This window comes from Microbacterium sp. Gd 4-13, assembly GCF_003095395.1.
GTDB lineage: Bacteria > Actinomycetota > Actinomycetes > Actinomycetales > Microbacteriaceae > Microbacterium.
The window spans coordinates 307,354-319,892 of record NZ_QEIJ01000004.1 but is presented as its reverse complement, the minus strand read 5'-3'; the positions used below and the strand labels follow the sequence as shown (position 1 = coordinate 319,892).

Genomic DNA, 12,539 nt, shown 5'->3' with positions numbered 1-12,539 from the left:
GCTATGGCAATCGCCGTGTCCCGGCCCCGACCGCTCCTCAGGTGCGTGTATCGGGACCGATCATGCACCGGGGAGGGCGATAGCCGAATCGCACGGCCGGCCTCGTTCTAGCGCGTCGGTCACCATCAGCACGAATGCCACTATCTGTCGTCTGTAGACAGCGCCGCACCGCTACGGTGGCGACGTGGAGATTGTGCGAATCAACGTGGACCTGGGACCCTCCAGCTCGCCGGCAGAGTTGGAGGCACTTGTCCGGGCGGTCCGAGTGTCAGCTGATGTTGGGACGACGGCGATGCTCTCCGCGCTCAGACGCACCGCGTCGGAGCGAATGAAGTACCCGACGGACTCTGAACTGAGTGCGGCGAGCGAGCGGCTGCCACAAGAATCCGAGTCGAGCCTCTCCTACCGTGCAACCGACTTCGCACGAACCCGACGGAACCTCCGCGAGAATCTTCACGACTCTCCTCCGGACTATTTCTGGCGTCGCGTCCCGGGCCGTCTTGACGCCAAGCAAGGCGGTGTCAGTCGGACAAACTACGAGCGGATAGTCGATGGATCCATCACGCCCTGGTGGCTTGCCATCGACGTCGGCCTCGATGTTCTGGATCCTGAGCTGTACGCGGCCCTGGTCGGCGACTTTGTTGCCCTTGGAGCGCCGAGCGCCATTGCGGTCCGCGAGCTGACCTACCGTAATCCGTTCGGCGAGGAGCTGGCGGCGATCGGCACCGGCGTCGAAGCGCTGAGCAAGACCGCAGGCGTTATCGAGACCGCGGCGACGCTGGGCTCTCGGCGCAAAATCAAGCGCGCAGAGGCGAAAGTGGCAGAAGAAACGGTCGAGGATCGAATCGCCATGTCGCGCACTGATCGGGAGCTGCGAGAGGAGCAGCTGCGGCGGTCTCGGCTCGAGAACGAGATGGCCGAGCAGCAGCTGATAGCGCTGCGGATACAGAATGCTCAGGCGATTCGGGCGTTGTCGGCTCAGGCCCAGCAGCAGGCTGTGGCACAGCATTTCGCGGCGAGCGGCCATCTCGACGAAGCAGATGCTGTCCAAGCGCTCGATCCGCGGGACGCTGCCGCACTGACGGAGTTCTCGGTGCGGCAACCTGACATCAAACGGTCCAGTGAGCCGGACCCAGACGAGTAGACGCGGGGCACTACCGTCGAGCACCAACTTGACTTCTCGCCAATGTGCACGGTTGATCATCGGAATGTGATGTCGGCACCCCCTCATACGCTGTGTCTCGTGGAGATGACGCCCGAACACTTCGATCTGCTTCGAGTCGTGGACGAGTTGGAATCCCCTGACGTCGCTGCGGGGACGAGGGACACTGGTCGACGCCTGCTTGAGATCTGGAAAGAGCGCGGCGGACCATACTTCTGGTCCGCATCGACGCCATGGCATGGGACCGACCCGTACGCGGAGGAGCTTCGCGCCGAGGGGCTGCTTGAAGTTCACTTCGGAATGGCCCGCTACCGCCACTGGGACCAACCGGTGGAGAGGACGGAGCAGTACTGGCTCTCGATGACGGATGCGGGTCGACAGCTGTTGACCGAGGCGGCGAGAGCCTAAAGCACCCCGTCTCCTAGTAGGGGCCGTACGGGTTCCATCGGCCCATGAACTGAGCAAGGGCTGTCGCGGTGGGTTCGGGTGGTGTCGGGAGCAGGAGTCGCTGGCGAAGCGGGTCGATTCGCTCGGCATACTCCAGCGCCCATTGCGCCCACTCGCGGGCGTCTGCTTCCGCTTCTCCTTCGAGCACGGCGTCGATGTGCTGTTCGAGCCAGGCGACATAGTCGCGGATTGCGGCGACGTCACGTGACCTGCTGACCTGGTCGAGGAGGATCTCAGCACGGTGACTGTCGGTGAGGGCTTGAACGGCCTCTTCCCGGGCGGCTTCCCACTGGCGCTTACGTTCAAGACGCTGCCGTTCCTCTTCGAGTCTCCGATCTACGGCTGCGTCGTGGCGGAGTTCGAGTTCCTGGAGGATCTGGGCGAGGGCGTCGTCTAGGGGCCGGTCGTCGCGGTCGGTCCAGGAGTCACCCCAGAAGGTGCCGCCTTTGCTATCGATGCGGACGCCGAGGCGACCGGTGGGGACGTAGTCCCATCTCGGGAGTGCATATCCCCTGCCGGCGCGAGCGAGTTCGCTCTTGGTGGCGACGTGTTCGATCTTCGCGGTGAGTTGGTAGATGCTGAGCCGGTACTCGTCGGGTCCGAGCGCGATCTTGATATGCCCGGTGTTCTCCTCGGTGCGCTGCACGTACCCCCAGCGATCCTTCCTCGGCGCCGGAATCGCCGTGGTGGTGTACTCGCGGCGCCGCGCTTCCACAACGAGCGCTTCGACGAGGCGCAGGGCTCGGTTCTTCTCCGCCGTCCGGATGTCGAGATCGTCGCGGGTGCGGAGCGCCTTGATGACGTCGGAGGGGTCGCGGAGAGCGCCCGGCACCGGGACAGGGTCCAGGATGCGGGTGCGCCATTCCGGGAGGGGTTCGAGGGTGACGTGGGCGGTGCGGGTGCGGTGGTCGCTGCTGACGGTGACTTGCATTCCGTCGTGGATCTTCTTGAACCGGACCGCGGTCAACGCAAGCTGCCGGTAGCGCTGCGCCTGGTCGTACTCGATCTCGATCCGATGGTCCTCCGCGGCGGTGAGGGCGTTCATCATCGCGTCCGTCGGTCCCACCCGTGGCGGCTTGCGCGGCTTCGCCTCCGCGTCTGCCTTCGGCGCGGGAGCGGGCTTCCTGGCTGTCGGTGTTGGATGGGGCGGTGACGCGACTCCCTGGTCGTCATCGCTGGGCGGATAGTCGTCGTGCTCGAGGTAGTGGGCGCCGTCGGCCGTGAGCGTGGCCTGCCAGTTCTTGCCGTGGCCGGACACATCGGCGAGGCCGCGGTTGTGAAGCGCGCGGGCAACGATGCGGGGCCGGTAGTCCTCGTAGACACCGTCGGGTGTGCCGTCACGAATCCAGGTGAGGATCTCTAGCTGCAAGTCATTCAGAGGGATACGCGCCATGCGTCAATCCTCCGCGCCGAACATGACCTGACGGTGACGACAACCATTCGGCGCTTCCTGCTGCGTGCCGCGTGATCAGTCGTCCCGAGGAGAGGGTTCGCCCTCGTCATTGCCGTCACGATCCCGTACAGCCTGAACGAAGCCCGTGAACTCCTCCGGGTGCGAGATCGGCATCAGTCGCCACTGCATCTCGCCGGTGCTGTCGTACTCGGTGACGGCATCGTGCTTCATTCTCGTGTGGTCACGAATGAGGAGCATCTCGACGACGCGTGCAGCACGTTGGAGGTCCTCTGCCACGCGATCCGCCGGCAGATCCTGCGGCGTGACGATTCCGCCGGTGGAGTCAAGGTCCACGTAGAAGCCGAACTGCTTGTCCTGGTTGGCGGCCTTCGCAGCCTCATCCGCTCGTGCGCGACGACGAGCGAAGACGTCATCCCAGCTCTCTCCGTCGGCTGGTTCTTCGATCTCCGGGTAGTCGCCCCAGAAGGCTTCGAGCTCGCTGCCGAACTCGATTGCCTCAAGGTACTTCGCGACATGGCTCCGCCCGTGAGAGTTGAGCCTGCCCACGGCGCGTGGACTCTCGGTGCCCTCGCTCCAAGCGCCTTCGAACTCCTGATAGACCCACAGGGCCTTTCCCAGCTCTTCCTGCGCAAGTACGGTCAGTGCTCTCGCGCGTCCGTGTGAACCGGCGTCGAGCAGGGCATTCGCGTCGGTGATGAGCCGTGAAGCGTTGTCGAGCAGGCTCTTCCAGAACCGACGAGCAAACTCGGGGGTCATCGTGTCCACGCATCCATTGTCGACCGCTCCCCCGACACAGCGATGTGACCGCTCGACACCGTCGTCCGCGCGGCCCCTATTGAGCGGCCCGTAGCCTGGCAAGAACTCAGATCGGAGATGCGGATGGACGCGGCGGTGTATCTGCGGATCTCGCAGGACCGCACCGGCCTGCAAGCCGGCATCCAACGCCAGCAAGAAGACTGCCTCGCTCACGCCGCGACACTCGGTTTCACCGATCCGCAGGTGTTCATCGACAACGACGTCTCCGCGTTCGATGGTGGCCGACGGAACGGGTACGACGCGCTCGTGGCCCAGGAGCGGGCCGGGGTGACGCACATCATCGTCTGGCACGTCGATCGCCTCTACCGGCAGCCGCGCGAGCTCGAGGACCTGATCGATCTGGTCGAGCAGCACCCGGTGCGGATCGAGGCCGTCCGCGGTGGCGGGTTCGACCTGAACACCACCGAAGGTCGGCTCATGGCCCGCCAGCTCGTCGCGATCGCCGCGTACGAGTCCGGGCACAAGTCCGACCGCGTCAAACGCGCCAACAAGCGCCTCGCCGAGCAAGGCGCATGGCACGGCCCCGCCCGCTACGGGTACGGACCCGGCGGCGTTCTCATCCCGGAGCAGGCCGTTGTCATCCGGCAGATGGCCGACCGGTTCCTCGCCGGCGAGTCGCTCCGCTCCATCACCGCGTGGCTCAACCGCTCCGGCATCCCGCCCCTGCGCGCGGGTTCCGGGACGTCCGGGCTGTGGCATCCGTACACGGTGCGCAGCGTGCTGTCCTCCGCCCGCATCTCCGGGCAACGCGCCTACGCTCCCGACACCCGGGCGGATCCCGCCGGTGGGAGGGAGATCCTCGGCCCGGGTGATTGGGAACCGATCATCACCCCGGAGGAGACCGCGCAGATCCGGGCGATCCTCGCCAATCCCGCCCGGCACCGCGCCACCCCGGCACGTCCGACCCTGTTGGGCGGGATCGCGCACTGCGGGAAGTGCGGCGCCGGCCTCACCATCAGCGGGAAGCTCTCCCCCACCGGCAACACGCAGCGGTACACCTGCCAGAAAGACCCCTCCCGTCCGGAGCGCGGTGGCCTGAGCATCAACGCCGCCCACCTCGAGGCCTACGTCACCGAACGCATTCTGCACCGCCTCAGCCGTCCGCGGGCCGGCGCGGACAGCGCGTCGACGAGCGGGCTGCTGCGGCAGGTCGCGGAGATCAACACCCGGATCGGTCAGCTCGACCAGGACTACCAGGACCGTGTCATCACCCGCCGGGAACACCGCAGCGGTGTCGAGGCCGCCACCACGGCGCTCCGTGACGTCGAGCGGCGCCTGGTCTCCGCCAACGGGGCGATCGCGCTCTACGCGGCGCCGATTGGGAACCGGCAAGCGCTGGAGATGTGGTGGGATGGTCTCGATGTCACCGACCGGCGCGCGGTGGTCACCACGTTGATCGCCCGACTCCGGATCGCTCCTGGCCGGCCTGGGCGCCGCTTTGACCCGGGTCGGGTCCGCATCGCTTACCGCCCCTGACTGTCACCGTCCGCGGCCCCGCGCGGCCATCGCGCGCCTGCGAGGCTGGCGTGCGGGCTGCGCTGCATCGGAGTGCCTCATCGCAACGACGACCGCCCTGACCTACCTCAGAATCTCCGCGAACCGCACCAGCGAACACGCTTCCATCGAGCAGCAGCGAGCCGACTGCACCGCTCTCGCCGCCCGGCTCGGCTACGTGCGCACGGTCGAGTTCGTCGACGAAGCCGTCTCCGCCTACCAAGACCGCGCACGCCCCGCCTACCAGCAGCTCCTTCGACAACTCGAGGGATCCGAGGCGGGAACCGTGGTCGTGTGGCACCTGGACCGCCTCTACCGCAAACCCCGCGAACTCGAACAGCTTCTCGACCTCCTCGACGTCCGCCCCATCCGCGTCGAGTCAGTGCAGGGCGGGTCCTTCGACCTCAACCGGCACGAGGGACGTTTGTTCGCCCGTCAACTCGTGGCGTTCGCGAACTACGAATCCGCTCACAAAGGCGCCCGCGTCGCCCGAGCTCAACAGCAACGCGCGACGCGCGGGCTACTCCACGGAGGACGCCACTACGGGTACCTCGACAATGGAACTCTCTACCCGCCCGAGGCTTGGACGCTACGGCGCATCGTCGACAGCTACCTCGCTGGCCTATCCGTCGCCCTGATCGCCCGTCAGCTCACCCACGCCGGCATCCCTGCCCCTGCCGGTGGAACCTCGTGGGGTGCAACGACCGTGCGAGCGATCTTGACCAGCAGTCGGCTTCACGCTCAACGCGGAGCCCACCAAGGGAGATGGGAAAGGGCTATTACGCCCGACGAGTCTGCGCTGATCCGCGCCATTCCACTCGGACCTCGACGCGATGCCACTCGTTCATCCGCGACGCTGCTCGGCGCGATGGCACGCTGCGGCAGGTGCGGTAACCGGCTGGTGAGCGCGGTCACCAGCAAAGGGCAACGCGTGTATCGGTGCCGGGCACAATCCACCTCGTGTGGCCGCGTCGCCGCCGACATGCAGCGGACTGATCGAGCGGTCATCAGTGAGGTCGCACGACTTCAGTCCTCAGCGTCAACGCGCCTCCCGGTATGCACGCCCGCAACGCTTCTCGCGATGCTCACAGCCGCATCGACAGAGATGATCACAGCCGCGGAGCAGTACGGTGCCGGAAAGATCACGCACGAGGTGTTCCTTCGCCGACGCCGTCGCTCTACGTCGATCATCGCCGAGGCGGACACCGATCTCCGCAGGCATCTCCGAGTCAAACTCCTCCGGCAGCACCCAGACGCTGCGTCAACCATCGACGTCTTGGCCGTCGGCCACCAGCGCACGATTATCGACGCGCCCGTCTCATGCCTGACCATTCAGCCCGGGCGCCCAAGCGAGTCTTTCGACTCCCGCATCGAGCTGCGTCCTCGCGCCTGACGGGACTCGAGCTCTATGACTGAGGTGGCTCGCTCACGAGTCGTAGGGCAGGCCGGGGGTCTTCCGCGCCGAGTACCTCACGCACCCGCGCGGGGTGCCATCTCAACTCTCGTGCAAGGTCGGCCTGCCCGTAACCTGCTTGATCGGCGAGCTCGGCCGCTTGCGCGAGCATCGAGGGCACCTCTCCGGGGTAGGCGTTCACGGGTTCGGGCGTTTCCAGTCCCGAACTACGCAACTGGTTCAGCTTCTGGTACCCGCGCCGGATCGACGCGTCAGAGACGGCGCCGGTCTCCTTCATCCGCAGCAGCAGCGAGTCGACGGAGACACCCCAGTGTCGCGACAACTCGTCCAGCCGCGACAAGTTCACCGTGCGTGGCAGCAGGTTCACAATCTGGGAGCGCGGCGTAAGGAACTCGGCCGCGAACTGGTCCGCTTCGCGTTCCTGCTGCTTGTCACCAGGCGCCGCCTCGCCGTGCAGCAGCACGTGTCCGAGCTCGTGCGCGATCGTGAACCGGTACACGAACACGGATTTCGCCCGCTCCGGGGTGACGACGATGACCGGCCTTGCCAGGTGCGACGTAGAGAACGCGCCAACACGGGCGACGTCCGCGTTGGCCATCGTGAGCAGACTGACAACGATGCCGTGTGACTCCGCCAGGGCGACCAGATGCTTCACCGGCTTCACGCCGAGCCCCCATTGCGCACGGAGAGCTTGAGCGGCCGAAAGCGGGTCCGCGTGCCCTCGGTCGATCGGTGGCAGATCGACCTCCGGGAAGCGGACCTTCTTCTCCAGCGCGAATGTCAGCTCCCACACCTGTTCGATGAACGCGATCGCCTTCGCGCGGTCCCGCGCGGACGTCGAACGCAGGCTCCGGAAGTGCGCCTGTGACCCGTCCACTCGACCAATCGGCCGGCCGGTTGCGAAGTAGCCCACCGGCACATGCAGCGCCCGTGCGAGCACGGGCAGGAGGTCACGTCGCGGTGTGGAGGACTGTGACTCGTACTGGCCGATGGCCGCGGGCGTCACCCCGATGAGATCAGCGAGCTTGGCCTTCGACAGACCTGCTGCGAAGCGCGCCTGCGTCAGGCGTGCAGGGTCGAAGCTGCCCGCGACAGCACCGAGGTCAGGGCGATCGGATGGCTCGACCAGGGAGAACAGGGTGTCCCGGTCATCCATGAGCGCCTCCGTCTGCCTCTTCCTCCTTCACCCCCAGCTGAGGGCGCGGGATAGGGCCGTTCGAGAAGCTCTCTTCCTCCGCAGGCTCGACATCCACCAACGAGTCCGATCCGACGTCGAGCAACGACTCCATCGATGCAAAGGTGAGGTAGCCATCGGCTCCCAGGGTCGCCTCGCCCCAGTCGATGCTGTGAAGCGCAGACGGGTTGCTCGCGTAGGGCACGACGACCACACGGTGAGACGTCAGCGTCTCTTCGAGCGCCTTGGCTTCGGCGTCGAGAAGCTCCCGCTCCTCCTCGGTCAGTTCCGGGTGCTCGTACTCAATGTCGAGGCGCTGCTGCGCGAGATCCCGTTCCTGCCTGAAGAGGGAGATACGCGTGTCCGACACCGCGAAAGGACGCGATCCGATGTCCGTGGAGCGCTCCCGGGCGAAGCGCCACGGGAAGAGGACCACGCCGTTGAACGAGACCAGCTTGTAGCCCCGCCGCGGGATGATCTCAGCCGAGGGAAGCCGCCCGAGCACCGCCACAAACTCATCTAGGCACTTACGCCAGATCTGCCCGTACACGCCGGTGTGCTTCATGTCGGCTTCCGCCTGCGCGTTCGCCATCTTCTCGTGGCAGTCGCGGATGATGGCCGAGATCTGCTCCCGCACCAGCACCCCATCGGCTCCCAGCGTCCGCAACGCCCATGCACGTCCCTCGTCGATCGCCACCTGAGGCTCCCTTCATCCGCCTACAGAGAAGCTACCACATCACTTTAGTTTTCGACGCCAGCCGCTCATCGCCGATCAGCGTGTGGTCGTCGATAGTCGCTACTGGCGTCATATCCGCCATGTGGTATTGCCCGCCCCGCCGGCGCCGGTGATGAGAACGTTCGTGCGGTCGGCGACGAGCCGGCCGAGCGCTGCGGCGCCCGCCGCGTCGACCATGCCGCCGCGGGCGAGGTCGTCGAGATCGGGCAACGACATCCTCGGCACGCGGATCGAGATCGACGTGCCACGCTGCGCGATCGGAGCGAGCACCGCGTGCACCCTCAGCCCTCGGCCGAGACGCACGTCGACGCACGGCGTCGCGTCGTCGATGTGCCGGCCGCCGAGCCCGATCAACGCGACCGCGAGGTCGCGCACGTCGCTTTCGCCCGCGTGCCACTCCCGCACGCGTCGGGGCCCGTCGCCGCGATCGACGAAGAGTCCGGCGTCGCCGTTGACGAAGAGGTCGGTCACGTCGGGATCGTCGAGGTAGCGTCCGAACGACTGGAGCACCGGATGCCGCGACACGAAGCCCTCGTCGATGGGTGCGATCTCGTCGCGGGCCGCGGGGACGACGACGGGGACGAGCGAGGCGGGCTCGGCCGGCTCGGCGCGCGGATGGTGCGGACGCGGGGTGACGACGAAGGGGACGACCATTCGTCGACCGTAGGAAGAAGCGTCTGCTCGTCGCCGTCGATCGCGGTCGGCGGTGGAGAAGACGCAGCGCCGAGGCGCTGGGGAGGAGCGCCCGGGAAAAGAGGAGGCGGCACCTCATAGGGGGGTATGAGGTGCCGCCACGCAGCACGCACGATTGGGGGGGTGCGCGCGCCGCGAATGCCAGAATCGAAGTTCGGCTGGCATCGATACTATGCCCAATCCGAGGGGAACGCGATCGACGCGCACGAACGACCGACCAACTATCGGAGGTAGTCGCACCTCCGACCCGTGGCTAGATTGAGCCTGTCCGGCGGGCGATGCGCAGCATCCGCCCTCCCATCCGCCACGCAAGGGAGCGCGCCCCGATGAGCAGCCAGATCGATCACCTCCTCTCGGAGACGCGACGCTTCGCGCCGTCGGCCGACTTCGCCGCCACGGCCGTCGGCGCCGCCGACCTCTATGAGCGGGCCGCGGCCGACCGCGAGGGGTTCTGGGCCGATCAGGCGCGCGAACTGCACTGGCACACGCCGTTCACGCAGGGCCTCGACTGGTCGAATCCTCCGTTCGCGACCTGGTTCGCCGACGGCGAGCTGAACGTGGCCTACAACTGCCTCGACCGTCACGTCGAGGCCGGTCACGGCGACCGGCTCGCGCTGCTGTGGGAAGGCGAGAACGGCGACGAGCGCCGCGTGTCGTACGCCGAGCTCACTGACGAGGTCAAGCGCGTTGCGAACGTGCTGCGGGGCCTCGGAATCGGTGCGGGCGACCGCGTGGCGATCTACCTGCCGATGATCCCCGAGGCGGTGGCGGCGATGCTGGCCGTCGCTCGCCTCGGAGCGATCCACTCCGTCGTCTTCGGCGGCTTCTCGGCCGACAGCCTGCGCGCGCGCATCGACGACGCCGGCGCGAAGCTCGTCATCACCGCCGACGGCGGCTACCGCAAGGGCAAGGTGTCGGCCCTCAAGCCCGCCGTCGACATGGCCCTCGCCGACCGCAACGGGTCGGGCGTGCAGGAGACCGTCGAGCACGTGCTGGTGGTGCGCCGCGGGGGCAACGAGGTCGACTGGCAGGAGGGGCGCGACCTGTGGTGGCACGAGACGGTGCCGGATGCGTCGCCCGACCACGCGGCCGAGGGCTTCCCCGCCGAGAATCCGCTGTTCATCCTCTACACCTCCGGCACCACGGGCAAGCCGAAGGGCATCCTCCACACCTCGGGCGGATACCTGACGCAGGCGGCGTTCACCAACCGCGTCGTGCACGACATCCACCCCGAGACGGACGTCTACTGGTGCACCGCCGACATCGGCTGGATCACCGGGCACACCTACGTCACCTACGGCCCCCTGGCCAACGGCGCGACGCAGGTGCTCTACGAGGGCACCCCCGACACCCCGCACCCCGGACGCTGGTGGGAGGTCATCGAGAAGTACGGCGTGACCGTGTTCTACACCGCGCCGACGGCGATCCGGTCGTTCATGAAGATCGGCCGCGAGGTGCCCCAGAAGTTCGACCTGTCGTCCCTCCGGCTGCTCGGATCGGTGGGAGAGCCCATCAACCCCGAGGCGTGGATGTGGTACCGCACGATCATCGGCGACGAGGCCGCCCCCATCGTCGACACCTGGTGGCAGACCGAGACCGGCGCGATCATGATCTCCGCGCTTCCGGGCGTCACCGAGACCAAGCCCGGCTCGGCGCAGGTGCCCCTTCCGGGCATCACGGTCGACGTGGTCGACGACGCTGGCGAGCCCGTCGGTCACGGCAACGGCGGACTGCTCGTGATCACCGAACCGTGGCCGAGCATGCTGCGCGGGATCTGGGGCGACCCCGAGCGCTTCAAGGAGACGTACTGGGACAAGTTCGCCGACAAGGGCTACTACTTCGCCGGCGACGGCGCGCGGCTCGATGACGACGGAGACGTGTGGCTGCTCGGCCGCGTCGATGACGTCATGAACGTCTCGGGGCACCGGTTGTCGACCGCCGAGATCGAGTCGGCCCTGGTCGGCAACGAGGCGGTCGCCGAGGCGGCCGTCGTCGGAGCGTCGGATGAGACGACCGGGCAGGCGGTGGTGGCGTTCGTCATCATCAAGCAGAGCTTCCTCAAGGCGCACTCCGCCGAGGGCCTCGCCTCGACGCTGCGCGGCTGGGTCGGCGAGCAGATCGGCCCGATCGCCCGGCCTCGCGACATCTACATCGTCGGAGAGCTCCCGAAGACGCGATCCGGCAAGATCATGCGGCGGTTGCTGCGCGACGTGGCCGAGGGCCGCGAGGTCGGCGACACCACGACGCTCGCCGACACGATGGTCATGAGCACGATCACCGGTCAAGTCACCGGCACGAGATGACGACAGCGTTTCGCACTCGGTGGTTCGTACCCGTGCTCGGCGTCTGGATGGCGATGGCCTCATCCGCGATCATCGTGATCGGTCACCATCGTCTGAGTGCGATCGCCGGGGCGGCGCTGCTCGCACCGATGGGAGAGTCTCCCAACCGCCGCCCCGGTCGCTGAGCCTGTCGAAGCGCCCGGGGCGGATGCTGCGGCTCAGGCGAGCGTGAAGACGACCTCGACCTCGACGGGGCTGTCGAGCGGGAGCACTGGTACGCCGACGGCGGATCGGGCGTGACGCCCGGCATCGCCGAAGACGTGGCCGAGCAGTTCGCTCGCACCGTTGATGACACCGGGCTGGCCCGTGAAGGCCGGGATCGAGGCGACGAACCCGGTCACCTTCAGAACACCCGTGATGCGGTCGACGTCGCCGACGGCGGCCGCCGCCGCGGCGATCGCGTTCAGTGCGCAGAGCCGGGCGTACTGGTGGGCGTCGGCGGGGTCGACGAGGTCGCGGCCTTCGCCGACCTTACCGGTCGCCGGGAGCACGCCGGAGACGAGCGGCAGCTGCCCCGCGGTGAAGACGAGATCGCCGAAGACCTTCGCAGGGATGTAGGCGCCGGCGGGCTGCGGGACGCTCGGCAGATCAATGCCGAGCTCGGCCAGCATGGCGGACGCGGTCACGAAGACTCCCCGAACTGCTGAGCGGCGGTGGCCGCAGCATCCAGCCCCGCGTTCGCGGAGCCGGCGCCCGTCGGGCGCTTGAAGTAGGCGACGAGCCCGCCCTCCGGACCGGTCACCACCTGCACGAGCTCCCAGCCCTGCTTGCCCCAGTTGTTGAGGATGGCGGCGGTGTTGTGGATGAGAAGGGGTGTGGTGAGGTACTCCCACGTGGTCATCGCGGC

At 67.4% G+C, this 12,539-nt stretch carries 13 protein-coding genes; 6 read left to right on the top strand and 7 right to left on the bottom strand.

The window, feature by feature from the left end:
• Positions 1 to 292 precede the first annotated feature (292 nt).
• The gene (locus DEA06_RS10455; RefSeq protein WP_116647917.1) at positions 293 to 1,144 is read left to right on the top strand and encodes a hypothetical protein; all 852 of its coding nucleotides are present in this window, start codon (positions 293 to 295) and stop codon (positions 1,142 to 1,144) included.
• A 99-nt stretch (positions 1,145 to 1,243) separates the two neighbouring features.
• Positions 1,244 to 1,570 carry a hypothetical protein gene (locus DEA06_RS10450; protein WP_116647916.1) on the top strand — a complete coding sequence of 109 codons (327 nt, stop codon included), beginning with the start codon at positions 1,244 to 1,246 and terminating at the stop codon, positions 1,568 to 1,570.
• A 13-nt stretch (positions 1,571 to 1,583) separates the two neighbouring features.
• On the opposite strand, the gene DEA06_RS10445 is transcribed toward DEA06_RS10450, so the two are convergent.
• Together DEA06_RS10445 and DEA06_RS10440 are read right to left on the bottom strand one after the other, a co-directional pair.
• The gene (locus DEA06_RS10445) at positions 1,584 to 3,002 is read right to left on the bottom strand and encodes a hypothetical protein (RefSeq protein ID WP_116647915.1); all 1,419 of its coding nucleotides are present in this window, start codon (positions 3,000 to 3,002) and stop codon (positions 1,584 to 1,586) included.
• Positions 3,003 to 3,077: 75 nt separating this feature from the next.
• Positions 3,078 to 3,779, bottom strand: coding sequence for an AbiV family abortive infection protein (locus tag DEA06_RS10440; protein WP_205781260.1), 702 nt, complete (start codon positions 3,777 to 3,779; stop codon positions 3,078 to 3,080).
• Between the two features lie 123 nt (positions 3,780 to 3,902).
• On the opposite strand from DEA06_RS10440, the gene DEA06_RS10435 reads away from it, so the two are divergent.
• Both DEA06_RS10435 and DEA06_RS10430 read left to right on the top strand, forming a co-directional pair.
• Positions 3,903 to 5,315: a recombinase family protein gene (locus DEA06_RS10435; RefSeq protein ID WP_165817973.1), complete on the top strand. Its 1,413-nt coding sequence runs from the start codon at positions 3,903 to 3,905 to the stop codon at positions 5,313 to 5,315.
• Positions 5,278 to 6,726 (top strand): recombinase family protein, encoded by a 1,449-nt coding sequence (locus DEA06_RS10430; RefSeq protein ID WP_116647912.1) that lies wholly within the window; start codon positions 5,278 to 5,280, stop codon positions 6,724 to 6,726. The genes DEA06_RS10435 and DEA06_RS10430 overlap by 38 nt, the downstream gene beginning before the upstream one ends.
• Positions 6,727 to 6,739: 13 nt before the next feature.
• On the opposite strand, the gene DEA06_RS10425 is transcribed toward DEA06_RS10430, so the two are convergent.
• The 3 genes from DEA06_RS10425 to DEA06_RS10415 all read right to left on the bottom strand — a co-directional run bounded on the left by DEA06_RS10425 (position 6,740) and on the right by DEA06_RS10415 (position 9,311).
• A complete protein-coding gene (locus DEA06_RS10425) occupies positions 6,740 to 7,903 on the bottom strand; it encodes an XRE family transcriptional regulator (RefSeq protein WP_116647911.1) in 1,164 nt (387 codons plus the stop codon).
• The gene (locus tag DEA06_RS10420; protein WP_116647910.1) at positions 7,896 to 8,618 is read right to left on the bottom strand and encodes a hypothetical protein; all 723 of its coding nucleotides are present in this window, start codon (positions 8,616 to 8,618) and stop codon (positions 7,896 to 7,898) included. Before DEA06_RS10420 ends, DEA06_RS10425 begins: the two co-directional genes overlap by 8 nt.
• Before the next feature lie 108 nt (positions 8,619 to 8,726).
• On the bottom strand, positions 8,727 to 9,311 hold the full coding sequence (locus DEA06_RS10415; RefSeq protein WP_116647909.1) for an ATPase, T2SS/T4P/T4SS family: 585 nt from the start codon (positions 9,309 to 9,311) through the stop codon (positions 8,727 to 8,729).
• 365 nt (positions 9,312 to 9,676) lie between these two features.
• Here DEA06_RS10415 and acs point away from each other — a divergent pair, with 365 nt between their 5' ends.
• Positions 9,677 to 11,653, top strand: coding sequence for an acetate--CoA ligase (gene acs, locus DEA06_RS10410; RefSeq protein WP_116647908.1), 1,977 nt, complete (start codon positions 9,677 to 9,679; stop codon positions 11,651 to 11,653).
• Complete coding sequence (locus DEA06_RS16570; protein ID WP_165817972.1) at positions 11,650 to 11,817, top strand: hypothetical protein; 168 nt, start codon at positions 11,650 to 11,652, stop codon at positions 11,815 to 11,817. The genes acs and DEA06_RS16570 overlap by 4 nt, the downstream gene beginning before the upstream one ends.
• Before the next feature lie 33 nt (positions 11,818 to 11,850).
• Here DEA06_RS16570 and DEA06_RS10405 read toward each other — a convergent pair whose 3' ends face one another.
• The gene (locus DEA06_RS10405; RefSeq protein WP_116647907.1) at positions 11,851 to 12,318 is read right to left on the bottom strand and encodes a RidA family protein; all 468 of its coding nucleotides are present in this window, start codon (positions 12,316 to 12,318) and stop codon (positions 11,851 to 11,853) included.
• The gene (locus DEA06_RS10400; RefSeq protein WP_116647906.1) at positions 12,315 to 12,533 is read right to left on the bottom strand and encodes a hypothetical protein; all 219 of its coding nucleotides are present in this window, start codon (positions 12,531 to 12,533) and stop codon (positions 12,315 to 12,317) included. The genes DEA06_RS10405 and DEA06_RS10400 overlap by 4 nt, the downstream gene beginning before the upstream one ends.
• Between the last annotated feature and the right edge of the window lie 6 nt (positions 12,534 to 12,539).